General features: G+C 32.4%; 18 protein-coding genes. 8 read left to right on the top strand and 10 right to left on the bottom strand.

Features of this window, described 5'->3' with window-relative positions:
- Positions 1–7 precede the first annotated feature (7 nt).
- A complete protein-coding gene (locus tag ABDW27_RS06345) occupies positions 8–1,186 on the top strand; it encodes a Pycsar system effector family protein (protein ID WP_343695110.1) in 1,179 nt (392 codons plus the stop codon).
- 217 nt (positions 1,187–1,403) lie between these two features.
- Here the strand turns inward: ABDW27_RS06345 and ABDW27_RS06340 are convergent, their stop codons facing one another.
- Positions 1,404–3,773 (bottom strand): GAF domain-containing protein, encoded by a 2,370-nt coding sequence (locus tag ABDW27_RS06340; protein ID WP_343695109.1) that lies wholly within the window; start codon positions 3,771–3,773, stop codon positions 1,404–1,406.
- A 231-nt stretch (positions 3,774–4,004) separates the two neighbouring features.
- Between ABDW27_RS06340 and ABDW27_RS06335 the strand changes: the two genes are divergently transcribed.
- Positions 4,005–4,757, top strand: coding sequence for an SDR family oxidoreductase (locus ABDW27_RS06335; protein ID WP_343695108.1), 753 nt, complete (start codon positions 4,005–4,007; stop codon positions 4,755–4,757).
- 71 nt (positions 4,758–4,828) lie between these two features.
- On the top strand, positions 4,829–5,410 hold the full coding sequence (locus ABDW27_RS06330) for a TetR/AcrR family transcriptional regulator (RefSeq protein WP_343695107.1): 582 nt from the start codon (positions 4,829–4,831) through the stop codon (positions 5,408–5,410).
- 87 nt (positions 5,411–5,497) lie between these two features.
- Here ABDW27_RS06330 and ABDW27_RS06325 read toward each other — a convergent pair whose 3' ends face one another.
- From ABDW27_RS06325 to ABDW27_RS06285, 9 genes are all read right to left on the bottom strand, one after another.
- On the bottom strand, positions 5,498–6,556 hold the full coding sequence (locus ABDW27_RS06325; protein ID WP_343695106.1) for a nucleoid-associated protein: 1,059 nt from the start codon (positions 6,554–6,556) through the stop codon (positions 5,498–5,500).
- Positions 6,557–6,597: 41 nt separating this feature from the next.
- The gene (locus ABDW27_RS06320; RefSeq protein ID WP_343695105.1) at positions 6,598–6,957 is read right to left on the bottom strand and encodes a four helix bundle protein; all 360 of its coding nucleotides are present in this window, start codon (positions 6,955–6,957) and stop codon (positions 6,598–6,600) included.
- Between the two features lie 94 nt (positions 6,958–7,051).
- Positions 7,052–7,594, bottom strand: a complete 543-nt coding sequence (locus ABDW27_RS06315) for a hypothetical protein (RefSeq protein WP_343695104.1) — start codon at positions 7,592–7,594, stop codon at positions 7,052–7,054.
- Positions 7,595–7,790: 196 nt separating this feature from the next.
- A complete protein-coding gene (locus ABDW27_RS06310) occupies positions 7,791–8,390 on the bottom strand; it encodes an HPP family protein (protein WP_343695103.1) in 600 nt (199 codons plus the stop codon).
- Between the two features lie 93 nt (positions 8,391–8,483).
- Positions 8,484–9,761 carry a chloride channel protein gene (locus ABDW27_RS06305; RefSeq protein WP_343695102.1) on the bottom strand — a complete coding sequence of 426 codons (1,278 nt, stop codon included), beginning with the start codon at positions 9,759–9,761 and terminating at the stop codon, positions 8,484–8,486.
- A gap of 454 nt (positions 9,762–10,215) precedes the next feature.
- Positions 10,216–10,605: a VOC family protein gene (locus tag ABDW27_RS06300; RefSeq protein WP_073417133.1), complete on the bottom strand. Its 390-nt coding sequence runs from the start codon at positions 10,603–10,605 to the stop codon at positions 10,216–10,218.
- 2 nt (positions 10,606–10,607) lie between these two features.
- The gene (locus tag ABDW27_RS06295; protein ID WP_343695101.1) at positions 10,608–11,180 is read right to left on the bottom strand and encodes a sugar O-acetyltransferase; all 573 of its coding nucleotides are present in this window, start codon (positions 11,178–11,180) and stop codon (positions 10,608–10,610) included.
- A gap of 3 nt (positions 11,181–11,183) precedes the next feature.
- A complete protein-coding gene (locus tag ABDW27_RS06290) occupies positions 11,184–11,642 on the bottom strand; it encodes a YciI family protein (protein WP_343695100.1) in 459 nt (152 codons plus the stop codon).
- 10 nt (positions 11,643–11,652) lie between these two features.
- Positions 11,653–12,111 carry a DinB family protein gene (locus ABDW27_RS06285; RefSeq protein ID WP_343695099.1) on the bottom strand — a complete coding sequence of 153 codons (459 nt, stop codon included), beginning with the start codon at positions 12,109–12,111 and terminating at the stop codon, positions 11,653–11,655.
- A gap of 139 nt (positions 12,112–12,250) precedes the next feature.
- Here ABDW27_RS06285 and ABDW27_RS06280 point away from each other — a divergent pair, with 139 nt between their 5' ends.
- The 5 genes from ABDW27_RS06280 to ABDW27_RS06260 all read left to right on the top strand — a co-directional run bounded on the left by ABDW27_RS06280 (position 12,251) and on the right by ABDW27_RS06260 (position 17,585).
- On the top strand, positions 12,251–14,410 hold the full coding sequence (locus ABDW27_RS06280) for a TonB-dependent receptor (protein ID WP_343695098.1): 2,160 nt from the start codon (positions 12,251–12,253) through the stop codon (positions 14,408–14,410).
- 438 nt (positions 14,411–14,848) lie between these two features.
- Positions 14,849–15,256, top strand: a complete 408-nt coding sequence (locus tag ABDW27_RS06275; RefSeq protein WP_343695097.1) for a DUF2141 domain-containing protein — start codon at positions 14,849–14,851, stop codon at positions 15,254–15,256.
- Between the two features lie 48 nt (positions 15,257–15,304).
- The gene (locus ABDW27_RS06270) at positions 15,305–15,925 is read left to right on the top strand and encodes a hypothetical protein (protein WP_343695096.1); all 621 of its coding nucleotides are present in this window, start codon (positions 15,305–15,307) and stop codon (positions 15,923–15,925) included.
- 17 nt (positions 15,926–15,942) lie between these two features.
- Positions 15,943–17,280 (top strand): 2TM domain-containing protein, encoded by a 1,338-nt coding sequence (locus ABDW27_RS06265; protein ID WP_343695095.1) that lies wholly within the window; start codon positions 15,943–15,945, stop codon positions 17,278–17,280.
- Complete coding sequence (locus tag ABDW27_RS06260) at positions 17,280–17,585, top strand: 2TM domain-containing protein (protein ID WP_343695094.1); 306 nt, start codon at positions 17,280–17,282, stop codon at positions 17,583–17,585. Before ABDW27_RS06265 ends, ABDW27_RS06260 begins: the two co-directional genes overlap by 1 nt.

Below are 17,585 nucleotides of genomic sequence, written 5' to 3'. Positions count from 1 at the left end.
ATTCTTTATGAATCTAATAGAACAATCCGAAGATTTCGTCAGTAATTTACTCAAAGATAAACTTTCTAATTTATATTCTTACCATAATTTTAACCATACTTTCACAGTAGTTACTGCGGTAAAAGAACTATGTAAAAAAGAAGACGTTAGTGGTGATGATAAAGAGGCACTTTTGGTCGCTGCATGGTTTCATGATACTGGGTATGTTGAGGGTTATGAAAACCATGAAAGTAAAAGTGTAAAAATTGCGACTGATTTTTTAAAAGAAAAAGGAAAATCGGAGAAATTTATCGAATTGGTTTCCAGTTTGATTTTAGCTACAGCAAAAGAATATCTCCCAAAAACACATTTAGAAAAAATCATTAAAGATGCAGATTACGCACATTTAATGGGAAATGAATATGTTACCACCTGCGAATTACTGCGCCTTGAATTAAAAAATACCGGACTTGCGAATTTCTCTAATGAAGAATGGACAAAAGAGAACCTGAATTTTTTATTGAATAAACATCGATTTTATACCGATCATGCCTTAAAAAAATGGCAGCCTTTAAAAGAAAAGAACCTTCTTTTGATTCAGAAAAAGATAAATAAACAAGAATTAAAAGCTGCAGAAGCTTTAGAAAAAGAAAATAAGAAAAACGAAAAAATCGAAAAACCAGACCGCGGCGTTGATACTTTATTTCGTGTTACACTCGGAAATCATACGCGTTTAAGCGGTATTGCCGATAGTAAAGCCAATATTTTATTATCTGTAAATGCGATTATTATTTCGATTGCACTTTCGACGATTATTCCAAAATTAGACAGTCCTAAAAACGCTCATTTAGTTATACCAACCTTCATCATGCTGATGTCGAGCGTAACTACTATAATTTTTGCCATTCTTTCGACACGACCAAAAGTTACTTCTGGAGTTTTTACCAGAGAAGATATCGAGAACAAAAAAATTAATTTATTGTTCTTTGGAAATTTCTATAAAATGCCTCTTGAAGAATACGACTGGGCAATGAACGAAATGATGAAAGACCGCGATTACCTGTATTCGAACATGATTAAAGATTTATACTATTTGGGATTGGTTTTACAGCGAAAATATAATTTGCTTAGAATTGCGTACAATCTTTTTATGGTTGGGATTATTATTACCGTTGTTTCGTTTATAATTGCTTTTAGGTCAATTTAATCTTTAAAAAATAGCACACAGATTTTACTGATTCACTTACGCGAAAACGCGGATTTGCACTGATTAATATTTAATAATGAAAATAAAAAATCCGTTTTAATCAGCGTTTTCGCGTTAGCGAATCTGTTTCATCCGCGTTCGAAAAATTCAATAATAAAAAAAGCTTTGTCAAAGTTCTAAACTTTGACAAAGCTTTAATCTAAAATAAGCTCCACTTTTAGTTAAGCTCATCTAATAAATCCTGATACGTAATTTTCTTTATTTTCGAATTATTTACATTGTTAATCACTTTTACACGAATCGCTTTTAAACCAGAAACACCTTGAAGATCTTCGACTTCAAATTGTTCTATAGAAGGTTCAAGCACTTTTTTGTGTTGTAAATATTTAATGTATTTTAAATATTCAGCTTCTTCACTGTTTTGAGAATATACGATCGTAATTTTCTCTTTTTCCGTAATACGCTCGTTTGTTCCTTTAATGTGCGACTTATCAATTCGTTTTTTAACCACTTCATATCGTGCATTATACGTTCCGTCAACATCAAAACGTTTTTCATCCATTCTAAAGCGAATAGAAAGCGGCGAACTGAAAACCAAAATCAGTGATGTAACATCCAATTCATAAGGAAGCGATTCTTTAAGCTGATGATGTTCTAATTCCATTTCGCATAAAGTCTGCAATTGCCACAAACGTAAATTATGTAGATACATAATATCAAACGGTTTTGTTGGCGAAATCGATGCTCCAATATATAAATTATGCTCAACACCATCCGTTTTAAAACGTTCGTAATAATGCGGATAAATCTGCTGTGCATCAATTTGTTTTTTGTCCAGAACCGAAGCTAATTTTTTATTGATAATCGACATAGCGTTATCAAATTTCTTTCTTTCCTGATAAAACATGCCTGTTTTTTCATCCAGACTTTCAAAGTAAAGTTCTTCCAGTTTCTCAGTTTTAGAATTGTTTTTAGTATTTTTCAGAATCGGATGAATTTCTTCTTCAATATAACGCTGAATATGTTGCTCCATATCTGCTTTCAAAGGAAAATCTAATTCACTTCTAAGCGATTCCAATTCAAATTTTCTTTGTTCAAGAAGCACTAAATTTGAATTTTGATCCTGATTGTCGAAAATTTCCAATAGAGCCGAAAGCTGATTTTTCAAATCAATCTTAACGGTTTCATTTCTATGTTCAGAAGAACCTTTAATATCGATTTGTCCGTATAACGGAAACACATTTTTAAATACAATTTCTTTAAAAATATAATCTTTTGTATGATTGATATTCTGAAAGTAATTTTGAGATTCTTTTCTAAATTTCCAATAAACACTTGGGTGAATGGTAGTATATTCACGCTGAATAATGGCCTCAATCTGATGCTGCATATCCGTATTGTATCGATCGATAGTATCGGTTAAATACGGAAGAACAAGTTCTAGTTTAGTAGCATTAACACTATTTAAATCTCTTGCATTTTCAGAAACAAGTTCTACAACACCTAATAAATGATCATCTTTGATAACAGGAGCAAAAACACAGCTTTGAATTCCTTGTTTCAATAAATGCTCTCCCAATATTTTATTTGGAGATTCTTCGATGAATTTTTTAACATTTGAAATCACAAAAGGTTCTTTGTTATCCAGAAGATTTTCAAAAGAACAGCCGAAAAAAGCATTTTTGCAATCGACTTCCTGAGTAGAAGAAAGTAAAAAACTCTGCATTTGACTATCAAATTTAATAGGTCTCATAAATTTTTCTTCCTCAGGATTATAGATAATAAAACCAACTTTTAAGCTCGGAATTTTAAATATCGATCTAAAGATGTTTTCTATAATTTCTGTAGAAGCTACACTTTCCTTATCCGGTTTTAAAAGATTACTTTTTAAAGTAGAAATAGCACTTTCTGTAGTGGCATCAAATAAAGAAACAATTCCAAAACCTTTTAAAATCCAGCTTTGCGGCGGAAACTTTGATTTCCATAAATCGATATCATTATAATTATCGATTAATTGATCGATATCATCCTGAGTAAGTTCTACAGATTTATCTGTTGGCGTTATTTCCATGAAATCAGCATTATACATAATACGATAATGTCTTTCGACACCTTCTTCATCCGGAATATCGTAGAAAAAAGGTTTGCTGAAATCAATGTTCTGATGATAATAAGCACTCAAGATTAAACAGCAGTTATTTATATAGAATTGATGATCATCAAAATCCCGAATTTCCATATAAAATTCATCCCCGGCATTTTTTAATATCTTTTTAAAACGTTCGGTGTAATTAAAAGATATGTTTTGAAATGGGATTGTTATAGCTTTTATTTCGTTATGAGTCAGTGCCGTAGGAAATAAATCGGCAGCGATATTTTTAATTAATACTTCGTTATTTTTAATTGTACTGTAATCGCGAATTCCGGTTCTAAATTCAGGAAAAGCTTCAATTTCTTTCAAAATTGCTTTAGCGTAATTAGATCGGTAATCAACATCTGATAAAGCAATCTGCTCAAAAGATTCAATTAGTTTATGAAATGAGATTATCGTTTCGAAAGGACTTTCGCTTGGTAAGAGACGATCCATTTGTTTTTTTGTTTTAGAATACAAAATTAAGCATAAATTAAGAATCCGCCACATTTTGTAATTTCTTTAATCTATGATTGAATAGAGAGAAAGCCTTGTAAAATCTACGGTTTTGGAGCGACTCATTTATTTTAACAAAAAATTAACAATAATAATAACGGAACGATCGTTCCGTTATTATATCTTTGTACCGTAATAATTGAATAATCAATAACTTAAATAACAAACAAAATGAAAAATTTAGAAAACAAAGTAGCTATAGTAACAGGTGGAAATAGCGGAATTGGATACGCAGCAGCAGCTGAATTAGTATCAAAAGGTGCAAAAGTAATTGTAACAGGAAGAAATAAAGAAGCTTTAGTAAAAGCCGAAAATGAACTAAACGTTACAGGAATCGCTGCTGATCAATCTGATTTAAAATCAATTGATAATTTAGTTGAAGAAGTAAAAGCAAAATTTGGAAAAATTGATATCGTATTTTTAAATGCTGGTGTTGCATCTTTTGCTCCCGTTGAATTAGCTCCGGAAGAACATTATGATACTATTATGAATGTGAATACAAAAGGAGTTTATTTTACAGTTCAAAAATTATTACCAATTTTAAACGACGGAGCTTCTATTATTTTTAATACTTCTGTAAATGCTCAGTTAGGGATGCCAAATTCAAGTGTTTATGCAGCAAGTAAAGCAGCAGTTTTATCTTTCAATAAAGTATTTGCAGTAGAATTAGCTCCTAGAAAAATCAGAGTAAATGCGGTTTCTCCTGGTCCGGTTGAAACTCCGTTGTATGGAAAATTAGGTCTTCAAAAAGAAGAAGTAGAAGGTTTTGGTGCTGTTCTTGGCGAAAAAATCCTGTTGAAACGTTTTGCTCAATCTGAAGAAATTGCAAAAACTGTTGGCTTTTTAGCTTCTGATGATTCATCATTTATTACAGGAACTGAAATTGTGGTTGACGGTGGACTTACTGTAAACGCTGTAGTATAATTTTTTTGACTAATTCAGGAACGATTGTTCCGTTTTATTTATATCTTTGTATAGAATTTTAATTGAAAGTCATGGCTAGAACGAAAGAATTTAATGAGGATAAGGCTTTAGATAAAGCTATTGAAATTTTTTGGCACAAAGGCTATAACGGAACATCGGCCCAGGATTTGGTAACACACTTAGGTTTAAGTCGTTCGAGTTTATATGATACTTTTGGCGATAAGCAAAAATTGTTTGCGAAAGCTTTAAAAAAATATCATGAAGAGAATTATGTCAAGATTAAAGAAATTCTGGAAGCTTCTGTGAATATAAAAGAAACACTTTCAGTTATTTTTAAATTGGCCATCGTAGAAAGTCTTGAAGACCGAATTACAAAAGGCTGTTTTATGGTGAATTCTTCTGTAGAATTGGCTATGCACGATGAAGAAATTGCCAAAATTGTAACAATGAACAGTCAGCTTATGGAAGAAGTCTTTACCAATGCAGTAAAAAAAGGGCAGGAGGCAGGACATATTTCAAAAAAACTGGAAGCAAAAGTTTTGGCTCGATTTATTTTTAATAATTATTCAGGAATCAGAGTTTTAGCTCGTACAGGAGAAAGAAACAAACAAGTTTACGATGATATTGTAAAAGCGGTATTTTCTGTTTTGTAAAATCGAATTTTTCTCAATAAAAAATGGCAATTACATTTTGTAACTGCCATTTTTTGTTTTAAGTAAGTAATAGAAAATGAAAACTTCTTAGCTTTTTTCTTCTTTATTGAAGTAAACTAAGTAGTAATACATTTGTTTTTCTTCATCCCAGCCTTTTTCAACAAATTTTTCTGCACTTTCCGGATTGATAAAATCCATTTTAATCTGAATGTGAGTATCCAGGTTAATTACGTTTTTGATCGATTTTCTGGCGTCAGAAACTGCTGCATTAGCAATTGGGAATGAGGTTACATCTTCGATGCTGTATTTTTCTCCTTTATCAACTTTATAATTTTTGAATTCAGGAATCAAGTCTGGATTATCTAATACTTCATTTAGGAAATTCTGTTCTTCAAACTGATCATTTTTAGCGAAATAATTCACAGATCGGTTCATAAACATTACTTCCTCTTTTTTGTCTTCTGCTGGTAAAACCACGTCTTTTGCAAAGTTCTGGCAGAATTTTAAATATTTTTTAGTGATGAAGTTTTCATCTTCAAAAGCGTCTACAGATAAAAAGTGCTCTAACCAGTAACGCGCGTCATAACGGTTGCTGTCTACAGTCAGGATTTTGTAGCCTTCTTCTTTTTTATAGTTAAAAATCAAACATCCTTTATCTAATTTACTAAGGTTGATTCCTTGCTGTAGAATCATTTCAAGATTGCTTTCTTTTTCTTCAAACTGTAAAAAGTCAGACTGCAATTCGCTTTTAAAAATCCCGATTGCGTCTACTACATTATTATCAATACTTAAGTTAGTCAAATAGGTAACATATACCTCTCCGTTTTTAATATGCGGATGATTTGACTGCTCAAATAAATGCTTTGTAATATTTTTAGAAACCTCATGAACACTTGTAGGATTTGCAAAGATCTCAGTTGCGTATTTAAACATGTCGTTGTAGTCCAAGTCTACTTCGTGTGCAAACTGATAATAGTTTTCTTCTTTTTCTCTAAAGGGCTTAAAAAAGAATTCTTTAATCAAAGGAACAATCTCATCGTTAAGATTAAACGGCTGCTCTGATAAAAAAATCGCTTCGTTACGGCTTTTGTTTCCTACGCGGTGTATCGAAAGTGATTCGATGTGGGTATTGAATAAGTTTATCATTTTTAAGGTGCTGAGGTTCTAAGTTGCTAAGGTACTAAGGTTTAGTTTCTATCTTTTATTTTTTTTATAAAAGAAACTAACATTCTTTCCACCTCTCGACTATCCTCGTATAGTTTGTTAAAATCGTCTTCTTTTAAATAAGATATATTTTTTGCGATCTCTAATTGCGTCTGCATTTCAAATAGAGAACCGATAGAAATACTTAAAAAGCGTAAAAGTTCTTTATCACTTTCTCTTCCATATCCTTCTGCAATATTGCTGGGAATAGAAATCGAGCTACGTCTAATTTGTGAAGTTAATCCGAAGACTTCTTCTTTGGGAAATTTGTTTGTTAAGGAATAAATTTTGGTAATCAAGGCCATTGATTTCTGCCAAACTAATAAAGTTCTAAAATTGCTCATTTCTTATTTTTATATTTGAATTAAAAATAAGAAAAATCTTTCAAAATAAAAACTTTAGTGCCTTAGCATCTCAGTACCTTAGAACCTCAAAAAACTAATTCCAATTCTCTTCAAATCCATAATCTTCGAAGCTGTCGTCGCCTTCGAACATATCAAGATCATCTTCGTCTAAGTCATCTTCAAATTCTCCGTAAATATCATCATGCATGTCATCAGCTTCGAAGTTTTTTTCTATAGCGTCTGCCGGCATTTCTCCGTGAGAAAATAAAGTTTCAGGATACGTTGCGCCAACAGATTCCTCTTCAATAGCAGCCAATTCAACTAAGAAAGTCCACATGCTGATAAAATCGTAAACGTAAATGATTTTAGTATTTTGGTTATCTAAAATACTAGATAACGGATAATCGTTCATGGTTCTGATTTCGCCAGGAACATCTCCGGTATCAAAAAGCGGAATTTCATCTTCCTGATTCCAGGTGTCATCACAAGTATAAAATGAAGCCACTTCAGATCCGTCAAAACCAAAAGCGTTGAAGATCGCATTGTGTAAATCTTCAAGCGTATCGTCTTCAAGAATTGCAATGTCTCTGAAAATATCTTCTTCAGCGTCTAGAATTACTCTAAATTTATAAACCATAATCTTTGTTTTTATTGAGAGGTCAAAGGTAAAATATAAAAAACGAAATACGAATTGTGAAGTACGATTTGTTGAAAAGATTTTTTCGATTTTCTTATTAATTGATGTGGATTGTCAGGCTGAGCGGAGTCGAAGCCCCGCAACAATTGGAAAGCCCTTCGACTTCGCTCAGGGTGACAAATTATAGAAATAAGATTTATTTGCCAGTCAATCTTTTTCTAATTTTATGATAATGTTTGTGGTAAGTACTGTGGCTCGGATAACTTCTGCTGGAAGTCAAATTATTAAAAATTAAAGCCGTAAAAAGCAGAATCAAAACTCCAGTTAATACTGGCGAAAGTACGTACATATAACCAAGAGCTTTTACTTTTTCAGTTCCAATAACGGCAATTAGAGCGGTTGCACCTCCCGGTGGATGAAGTGTTTTGGTAATCTGCATTAAAATAATGGCAATAGACACGGCCAATGGCGCCGCGATGTACATAATATCCGGAACAAGTTTATGAACCGTAACACCAACTATGGCAGAAATCACGTGTCCGCCAACCAGATTTCTAGGCTGAGAAAATGGACTCTGAATAATTCCGTAAACCAGAACGCTGGAAGCTCCAAAAGAACCAATTAAATATACAGCGTCGCTTCCAGAAAACTGAATAGATTGGATATAAGCTAAAAAACCAATTCCGACAAATGATCCTAAAAATGACCAAAAGTGCTCTTTATAATCGATTAAAGTTTCTTTATAAAGAATATAACGTGTTTTGCGATAGCTTCTTTTTATTTTAGGCGTTGGCATAATAATATAATTTGTGGTATTTTTTTGCCACAGATTTCAAAGATTCCCACAGATTTTAATCATTTTAATCTGTGAAATCTGTGGCTAAATAATTTATTTCGTCAAGCTTGGGGCGTAACTATATACGGTATATGGATAAATTGTTTTGGCCGTGTATTTTGAAATCAGACAAACAACCAAAATTGGCAAAAATAAAGTGTAATCATTTGTTAATCCGCATACTAAAAAGATCGCTGTAAATGGAGCGTGAATGCTGGCGCTTAAAACCGCTGCCATTCCGATAATCATAAAGTTAACCGGAATTACATTTACATGGAAAAAACTGTTTAAAACCGATGCCAATAATAATCCTAAGAAAGCACCAATAAAAAGACTAGGAGCAAAAACACCGCCGTCGCCGCCAGAAGCTAATGTTATGGAGGTTACAATTGGTTTTAGAATTAAGATTCCAATAAAGGTTAGAGCTAAAGTTATCGTTAATGGAATTTCTCCAGCATTTTCAAAAATCCCTTTTATGGCATGATAACCTTCGCCATATAATTGAGGGAAAAAGAATAATGAAATACTCAAAACTGCAGAACCGATAATGATTTTATAATAATGTGTATCGATTTTTCCGAATTGAGATTTGAAAAATAAAACACATTTGGTTAAGTAAACCGAATTCATTCCGGCTAAAATTCCCAAAAGAATAAAATACGGAATTGCTTTAAGATGCCATGTCGTGATAGAAACGGCAAATAAAGGTTCTTCTTTTAAAATAGTTAATAAACCAAAAGCAATGGAAACCGCAATAATATTAGAAATAACAAAAGCCCTTGTGACTTTTCTCGAAATAACTTCAAGGGCGAATAAAATTCCCGCAATCGGACTGCTGAAAAGCGCTGTAACTCCGGCTGCAACACCTGCGCAGATTAATTCGGTTTTGTATTGACGGAAAACATTTTCTTTTTCATGAGCAACAGAACCAATTGTAGCCGTTGCAACTACGGTAGAAACTTCGATTCCGGTTGAACCTCCAAAAACAACAGTAAGTAATCCGTTTATAAAGTGTGATGGAATTTTATATGAAGGAAGATTTTTTGAGGTTTTGGTACTTTCAAAAACTTCTTTGATTCCTTTGTTTTCTTTTTTCTTAAAAAGATATTGTCTAAGAAAATAAATTACAGATAATCCAAAAACTGGAAAAATGATATAATATATAGGGTTTACCGAAACTTCATGAAAGAAGATTTCTTCGTAATATTCGGTTATTTTTTTGAGTGAAATTCCGAGGAAAGCAGAAAGAAAGCCAATTAAAATAGAAACAATAACTAATTTTCGGAATTTAATAAATTGATGATTTTTTTTGATTTGCGCCGTTTTATTCATCAGAAGTAATTTTGAATCGCTTTTTTATGCGGATTACAAAATTAAGAATCAAAATTGGGTTTTTATAAGAAATACTTATTTTAATGTGTTAAAACTGATAAAAACAAGAAAATTATTTCAGCGTGTTTTTTGCGGAATATCGGTTATTTAGGGGTATAGGTTCAAAGGAACGAAGGTTCAAAGTTTTTTTTATTTTAAAATTAATATAGAAAATGAATTGCCTTCAGCTTTAGCTGGAGGATAAAATTTGAATAGCAAAAGGCTTTAGCCGAACTAATGCATGTTTGGCTAAAGCCTTTCAAACTTGACTTTTTAAATCATCCAGCTAAAGCTGGACGCAATTGAAATATTCTTTTATATATAAAAAAAACTAAGGCGCGATCCTTCTTCAAATGACATAAAATAAGAAACCTTTGCAACTTTGTGTCTTTGTCACTTTGTCCCTAAATAAAACTTATCTCTCATAAAACTCAATCGGCAGTAAATCAGGATCAGAAATAAATGTAAAACGCTTTTCAGTTGTTTCGTCAATTCTTATAGGTTCAGATTCTATATTTTTTGAAGTTAAAAAAGCAACAGTTTCATTTAAATTAATTACTTCAAATGCCAAATGACGCAATCCAACGGCTTCCGGTCGTGAAGGTCTTTTTGGCGGATCTGGAAAAGAGAATAATTCAACCACATAAATTCCATTTAAAGCCAAATCTAGTTTATAAGACTGACGTTCTTCTCTATAGATTTCACGAATAATTGTTAAACCTAAAATTTCGGTATAAAAAGTTTTAGATTTTTGATAATCAGAGCATAAAATGGCAATATGGTGAACTTTATTTAAGGTAAGCATTTTTATTTTGATTCAGATTCTTGATTTAATTTTCGGATTACTTTTGCCGGATTTCCTACTGCCAATGAATTATCAGGAATATCTTTTGTAACAACAGATCCCGCGCCAATAACGCAGCCTTTTCCAATTGTAACGCCAGGACATATAACAGAATTTCCGCCAATCCAGCAATCGTCTCCAATTGTTACGGGATAAGCATTTTCCAGTGTTTTTCGTAATTCAGCGTCAAGCGGATGTGATGCTGTATAAATTTGAACATTTGGCGCAATAAATACATTAGAGCCAATATTCACCGGAGCGCAATCCAGAACAACGCAATTCACATTAAAATAAACGTTTTCTCCGCAGAAAATATTATAGCCGTAATCACAATGAAAAGGCGGTTCGATATAAAAGCCAGCTCCTGCATTGGGAATCAGTTCTTTTAAAATTTCTTTTGCTTTTTTGGTAACTCTATATTCTTTTACATTTAAACTATGCAGAAGATTTTTTGCAGTTCGACGGCCTTTTACTAATTCCGGATCAAAAGCGTTATAGTATTCGCCCGAAATCATTTTTTCTTTTTCTGTTTTCATTTTTTACATTTTCGTCTTGGCAATCTTATCGTGTATTTTTACAGTTTCCTGCAAAGCTGCGGTACAGTACCAAGGCGTTAATTCGGCTTCGAGTAAATTGGCTTTTATGGCAGGATCTGTTTCTACAAGTTTTTTAGCTTCTTCAACAGTTTCAACATTAAAAACATAAATGCCGCGATAGTTTCTGTCGTTTTTCATAAAAGGTCCGGCAACAACCAGTTTTCCTTCTTTTGCTAATTTATTGATGTTTGCCATGTGGCCTTCAAAAAATTTTTTAGTTTCTTCTTTTGAAGCGGTTGTATTGGTTCCCGATTTCAAAAGACAGAAAACATATTTTTTCATTCCATATTCATCGGCATTTAAAGATTTTGCCAGATTTTCGTCGAATTTGACTTCAGTTTCCTGAGAAAAACCGATTACATTAATCAATAAAAAAGCTAATAAAAAGAAGGATTTTTTCATCACAATATTTTTAAAGAAGTTTTTTCAAAATAACAATTTGTCCCATATGATAAACATCATGCTGAATAATTCCGTGAATATCTTCATAAAAATTATGATTGTTATTTTGATCTATTTTTTCGAAATCCTCATCATTAAAATTACTCAAACACTCATTCCATAATTCCTGAGATTTTGCCAGACTTTGCAGTGATTGTTCCCAGGCTGGTTCAGATGAATCTAAAATGGGTACAAAATAATTATGATCGGGAGTTGTGATTATTTCTCCCTGAACACGTTTTAATATGTTTCTTCTCCATTGTATGAGGTGGTTGACAATTTCCCAAATCGTGTTTAAATTAGGATTGATTTTTTTATAAGCCTGAGCCGCAGTTACGTCTCTTAAAGTATCTGCTAAGGTAACTTCAAGCCACGGATTTCCATTATAAATGGATTGATACAAATTCGAAACTCTTTTACTTTCTGACATGATTAACGATGTTTTTCAATTTCTAGCTAAGATACAAATTAGTATTTTACAACTCATCCTTAAAATTCTACAATTCGGTTATTATATATTTTTTAACAGGAAATGTTAAAATACATTTGCTTCATCAAAAACCAACAATATGAAAACCAGAATTACTTTTATTTTATTATTACTAAGCACTTTTACTTTTGCTCAAAATATTATTTCAGGAAAAGTTTTGGATCAAAAAGGAAAACCTGTTGCCGGAGCCAATATTTATATAGACGGAACTTACGACGGAGCAACAAGCTCTGAAACCGGAGATTTTTCTTTTGAAACTTCTTCAACAGGAAATCAGTTTATCGTAGTGAGCTTTTTGCTTTTCGAAACTTTCAAAAAAGAAATAGATGTTACCAATTTTAAAGATCAAACGGTAAAATTGAGAGAAAATGTAAATGCTCTTGATGCCGTTGTCATTACAGCAGGAACTTTAGAATCTGGAGACAAGGCGAGAGTTTCGGTTTTAAAACCTTTAGATATTGTAACAACAGCGGGTTCTGCGGGAAATATTATTGCCGCTTTACAGACTTTGCCTGGAACACAAAGCGTGGGCGAGGACGGACGTTTGTTTGTACGTGGAGGAGAAGCCAGCGAAACTCAGACTTTTGTAGACGGAATTCGCGTGGCACAGCCGTACGGAGCAACGACAAATAATTTACCAACAAGAAGCCGTTTTTCTCCTTTCTTATTTAGCGGAATTGCATTTTCTACTGGAGGTTACTCTGCAGAATATGGAGAGGCTCTATCAAGTGTTTTACTTTTGAATACACAGGATGAACCGGATCACAATAAAACAGATATTGGTTTAATGACAGTTGGTTTGAGTTTAGGAAACACTCAAAAATGGACAAAAAGTTCATTAAGCGTTAATATGGCTTACATTAATTTAGCACCTTATCAGGCAGTGATTCCACAAAACGTAGACTGGAATAATCCGTATCAATCACTTGGAGGTGAAACAGTTTACCGATATAATTTTACAAACGGAATTTTCAAATTATACGCTGCCTTTGATTCTGAAAAATTCGATTTGAATCAGAAAAACATCAATTTCGAAAATCCGGTAAGAACTGATTTGAACAATAATAACTTTTATTTGAATTCATCTTATAAAGGAACTTTTGGAACGGGATGGCAGTTAACAACCGGAATTAGCTACGGTTACAGCAAAAACAAAACAAAATACGACATTAACGATATTAATGCTGATGAAAATGCAGCGCAGTTGAAATTAAAATTAGGAAAGAAATTTTCAAACTATTTCAAATTGTCTTTTGGTACAGATTATTTCATCACTAAATACAATGAAAACTTTAATGATAACATTTCAATTAATGTAGATAACGGATACGATTCTAACATTTTTGCAGCGTACATGGAAGGAGATATTTTATTCTCTAAAAAACTGGCAATGAAAGTTGGTTTAAGATATTCAAACAACAGTTTATTAAACGAAAATAATATTGCACCAAGAGCTTCATTAGCTTATAAAGTTTCAAAAAGCAGCCAGTTTTCATTTGCTTACGGAGATTTTTCTCAAACTCCTGTTGTTGATTATATTAAATATTCAAAATACCATCAGTTTGAAAGTGAAAAAGCACAGCATTATATCTTAAATTATCAGTTTACTCAACCGGGACAGACTTTTAGAGCCGAAGCTTATTATAAAGATTACAGCAATTTAGTGCAGTATGATACAAGAGATATTCAGTATAATTCAGTTTTCAATAATAACGGAAAAGGGTATGCAAAAGGATTGGATTTATTTTGGAGAGACAGCAATTTGTATAAAAACTTAGAATACTGGATTTCATATTCTTATATCGATTCTGAAAGACAATACAAGAATTTCCCAACAATGGCAACGCCAAGTTTTATTGCCAATCATACTTTATCTGTAGTAACGAAATATTTTATTACCGATTGGAAATCACAAATCGGATTTACAAATAGTTACAGTTCAGGTCGTCCGTACAATGATCCAAACCAAACGCAGTTCATGAACGGAAAAACTAAATCATATAATAGTTTGAGTTTCAACTGGGCGTATTTATTGACAACACAAAAAATCTTGTATTTCTCAGTTTCAAACATTTTAGGAACTCAGAATATATTCGGATATGATTACGCAAAATTACCAGATCCGAGTGGAGTGTATCAAAGACAGGCGATCACACCAACTGCCGATAGATTTTTCTTCGTAGGTTTCTTCTGGACAATCAGCCAGAATAAGAGCGAAAATCAGTTGAAAAATCTTTAGTTTTTAGGATCAAAGTGACAAAGTGACAAAGGTTCAGAGGTTTTTTGAAATAGTAAATTTTTAAGTTTTTTAGGATAAAAACCTCAGTATCTCTGAACCTTTTCCTCTTTGAACCTAAAAGAAAAACCTTTGTCACTCTGTCTCTTTGAACCTTTGCACCTTAAAAAGAAACAATTCATCATCAAAAATCAACAACTCAGTATCATTTAATTTTAAGAGAGTAAAATCTGATATACTTTTGAAGAGTAAATTAAAAGGAACAAAGAAATAAAGTAACAAAGTGACAAAGGTTCAAAGTTTTTTACAATGTCAATAATCATAAAATCTAACCTTTGTCCCTTTGCCACTCTGAACCTAAAAAAAAGAGTTTTAATCATCAACAAAAAAACTTAGAATCTCAGAATCTTAGCAACTTAGAACCTTAAAAAAAAAGAACCCATGACCAAAATTATTACCATAATCACGTTATTTATTTGCAGCTTAATGTCTGCTCAAAATGTAAAATTGACTGTATCCGTTTCGGGTGTAAAAAACAATACAGGAATTGTAAAAGTAGGTTTGTACAACTCAGACGGTACTTTTCTTAAAACGACGTACAAAAGTCTTTCTTCTGAAATTAAAAACAACGAAGCAGTTGTAACTTTTGATAATCTTCCGGCAGGAGAATATGCAATTTCAACTTATCATGATGAAAACAATAACGGAAAGCTTGATAAAAACGCAATGGGAATTCCTTCTGAAGATTATGCCGCTTCAAACAATGCAAAAGGATTTATGGGGCCGCCTTCTTATAAAGATGCTAAATTTGTTATAGCAAAAGATTCTAAAATTGAAATTATATTATAAATAATAACTAACAAACAAATCAAAATAACCATTTAAATAACTTATAAAATGAAAAAAATCATCACTTTAATCGCATTATTTGTAGTAGTAATAAGTTCAGCTCAAACACAATTTGAACAAGGAATGACAAAGGCTTTCGGACTTTGGAAAGAAGGTAAAACTGCAGAAGCTTCGGCACTTTTTGAAAGAATTGCTTCGGCAGATAAAACAAGCTGGCTTCCTAATTATTACGTGGCTATGGTAAATGCAACGGCTGTTTTTGCAGAAAAAGACAAAACAAAAATTGATGCTCTTTTAACTAAAGCTCAGGATGCATTAGATATAGAACTTATTAAAGATCAAAACAATGCTGAACTTTATGCTTTGCAAGCTTTAATTTATACTGGATATGTTGTGGCTGACCCAATGACAAACGGAATGAAATATTCTGCTAAAGTAATGGAAGCTTACGCAAAAGGAAAAGCGATCGACCCAAACAACCCAAGAATTGTTTTTGGAGAAGCTGATTACCAGATTGGCGGAGCAAAATGGACTGGAGTAGACACAAAACCGCTTTGCGCGCAGGTTGATAAAGCTATCGAACTTTTTGCTACTTTTAAACCAGAAACTCCTTTTTCTCCAAAATGGGGCTTAGACAGAGCTTTAGAAGTTCAAAAAACTTGTAAATAATTTAATTTAAAAGAGTAATGACTTTAAAACCAAATCTACTTAAAGCGTTTTTAATAGGCGGAATCGTTTTCCTGTTTTCCTTTCTAATTCGTTTTGTTTCATTTGGAACAGCAATTTTCAATAAAAGTCTGTACATATTTTTCTTGTACTGCATGCTTTACAGCGTTGTTTTATATATTGTTAATGCGTCTATTTTTACATACTTAGATAAGGTTTTTAAGGATAACAGATTTTCTAATAAAAGAATCTTTATCGGATTTATAAGTTCTTTTTTTATTTCGCTTTTTGTCGTTTTTCTATTGAGGATTTTTACCAATGTGGTAATCGAAAAACGACCAATATTAAGTTTTTTGGCCAATGAAGAAGCTTCGACTTACATAGAAAATTCAGTCATTACTTTTATCATCCTGCTTATTTTTCATGCACTGCATTTTTTTAAAATATATCAGGAAAACAAAGTTATACAGCAAAAGATTATTGCGGGAACGGCAAATGCCAAGTTCGAAAGTTTAAAAAATCAAATCGACCCGCATTTTCTTTTTAACAGCTTAAACGTTCTAAGTTCTTTAATTGAAGAAAACCCGGATAATGCACAGCGATTTACAACTTCTTTATCTAAAATTTACAGATATGTTCTGGAACAAAAAGATAAAGAACTGGTTTCTGTAGAAGATGAGTTGTCGTTTGCAAAAACCTATATGAACCTGCTGAAAATGCGTTTCGAGAATAGTTTATTTTACGAACTGCCAGCCATAAACATTAATCCGGATGCCAAAGTGGTTCCGCTTTCCTTACAGCTTTTACTCGAAAACACAGTAAAACACAATGTGGTAAGCGAACAGAAACCATTACATATTAGAATTTTTATTGATAAAGATTATTTGGTTATACAAAATGATCTTCAGAAAAAAGAAGTTCTGCAGGACAGGCAAGGCGTTGGATTGCAGAATATTGTAAATCGTTACGGAATTATAACCGACAGAAAGGTGCTGATTGAACAAGATGAAAAGAATTTCTCGGTTAAGATTCCAATTTTAACAAAACAAATTACTGTTATGGACATAAGTACAGAATACAACGACGAAGCTAAAGCGTATTACAGAGCTAAAAAAAGAGTAGAAGAGTTGAAAGGATTTTATGGAAATTTAATTTCATATTGTTGCGTGATTCCGTGTTTGGTTTTTATCAATTTACAATTCTCACCTGGATTTCAATGGTTTTGGTTTTCAGCTTTAGGCTGGGGATTTGGAGTTGCCATGCATGCATTTAAGGTTTTTGGTTACAGCTCTGACTGGGAAGAAAGAAAAATTAGAGAAATTTTAGAAAAAGAGAATAATCAAAAAACCTGGAAATAATGACTGATAAAAATCATCTTGAGGGAGAACGATATTATCAAGCTCAAAAAAGAGTGAAAGAAATTAGAGAGTTTTACGAACATTTAACGGTTTACATTCTTGTAAATCCTATCGTAATTGTGGTAAACATTATGACTTCGCCAGGATATTTATGGTTTATATGGTGTTTGATGGGCTGGGGAATAGCGATTGTTTTACATGGATTGAAGGTTTTTAGCTTTCCACCTTTTTTCAATAAAAAATGGGAAGAGAGAAAGATTAGAGAAATTCTGGAAAAAGAAAAAAATCAAAAAACTTGGGAATAA

This window comes from Flavobacterium sp., from assembly GCF_039595935.1.
Taxonomy (GTDB): Bacteria; Bacteroidota; Bacteroidia; order Flavobacteriales; family Flavobacteriaceae; genus Flavobacterium.
Note: the sequence above shows the minus strand (reverse complement) of the source record. Positions and strands in the feature narration are given on the sequence as shown.

What these genes read in the sequence shown, in the direction of transcription:
- ABDW27_RS06310 (WP_343695103.1), bottom strand. Translation starts at nt 8,390, where the DNA reads ATGCCAACGCCTAAAATAAAAAGAAGCTATCGCAAAACACGTTATATT.
- ABDW27_RS06285 (WP_343695099.1), bottom strand. Translation starts at nt 12,111, where the DNA reads ATGTCAGAAAGTAAAAGAGTTTCGAATTTGTATCAATCCATTTATAAT.
- ABDW27_RS06280 (WP_343695098.1), top strand. Translation starts at nt 12,251, where the DNA reads ATGAAAACCAGAATTACTTTTATTTTATTATTACTAAGCACTTTTACT.
- ABDW27_RS06265 (WP_343695095.1), top strand. Translation starts at nt 15,943, where the DNA reads ATGACTTTAAAACCAAATCTACTTAAAGCGTTTTTAATAGGCGGAATC.
- ABDW27_RS06330 (WP_343695107.1), top strand. Translation starts at nt 4,829, where the DNA reads ATGGCTAGAACGAAAGAATTTAATGAGGATAAGGCTTTAGATAAAGCT.
- ABDW27_RS06275 (WP_343695097.1), top strand. Translation starts at nt 14,849, where the DNA reads ATGACCAAAATTATTACCATAATCACGTTATTTATTTGCAGCTTAATG.
- ABDW27_RS06325 (WP_343695106.1), bottom strand. Translation starts at nt 6,556, where the DNA reads ATGATAAACTTATTCAATACCCACATCGAATCACTTTCGATACACCGC.
- ABDW27_RS06345 (WP_343695110.1), top strand. Translation starts at nt 8, where the DNA reads ATGAATCTAATAGAACAATCCGAAGATTTCGTCAGTAATTTACTCAAA.
- ABDW27_RS06315 (WP_343695104.1), bottom strand. Translation starts at nt 7,594, where the DNA reads ATGGTTTATAAATTTAGAGTAATTCTAGACGCTGAAGAAGATATTTTC.
- ABDW27_RS06295 (WP_343695101.1), bottom strand. Translation starts at nt 11,180, where the DNA reads ATGAAAACAGAAAAAGAAAAAATGATTTCGGGCGAATACTATAACGCT.
- ABDW27_RS06320 (WP_343695105.1), bottom strand. Translation starts at nt 6,957, where the DNA reads ATGAGCAATTTTAGAACTTTATTAGTTTGGCAGAAATCAATGGCCTTG.
- ABDW27_RS06290 (WP_343695100.1), bottom strand. Translation starts at nt 11,642, where the DNA reads ATGAAAAAATCCTTCTTTTTATTAGCTTTTTTATTGATTAATGTAATC.
- ABDW27_RS06260 (WP_343695094.1), top strand. Translation starts at nt 17,280, where the DNA reads ATGACTGATAAAAATCATCTTGAGGGAGAACGATATTATCAAGCTCAA.
- ABDW27_RS06300 (WP_073417133.1), bottom strand. Translation starts at nt 10,605, where the DNA reads ATGCTTACCTTAAATAAAGTTCACCATATTGCCATTTTATGCTCTGAT.
- ABDW27_RS06270 (WP_343695096.1), top strand. Translation starts at nt 15,305, where the DNA reads ATGAAAAAAATCATCACTTTAATCGCATTATTTGTAGTAGTAATAAGT.
- ABDW27_RS06335 (WP_343695108.1), top strand. Translation starts at nt 4,005, where the DNA reads ATGAAAAATTTAGAAAACAAAGTAGCTATAGTAACAGGTGGAAATAGC.
- ABDW27_RS06305 (WP_343695102.1), bottom strand. Translation starts at nt 9,761, where the DNA reads ATGAATAAAACGGCGCAAATCAAAAAAAATCATCAATTTATTAAATTC.
- ABDW27_RS06340 (WP_343695109.1), bottom strand. Translation starts at nt 3,773, where the DNA reads ATGGATCGTCTCTTACCAAGCGAAAGTCCTTTCGAAACGATAATCTCA.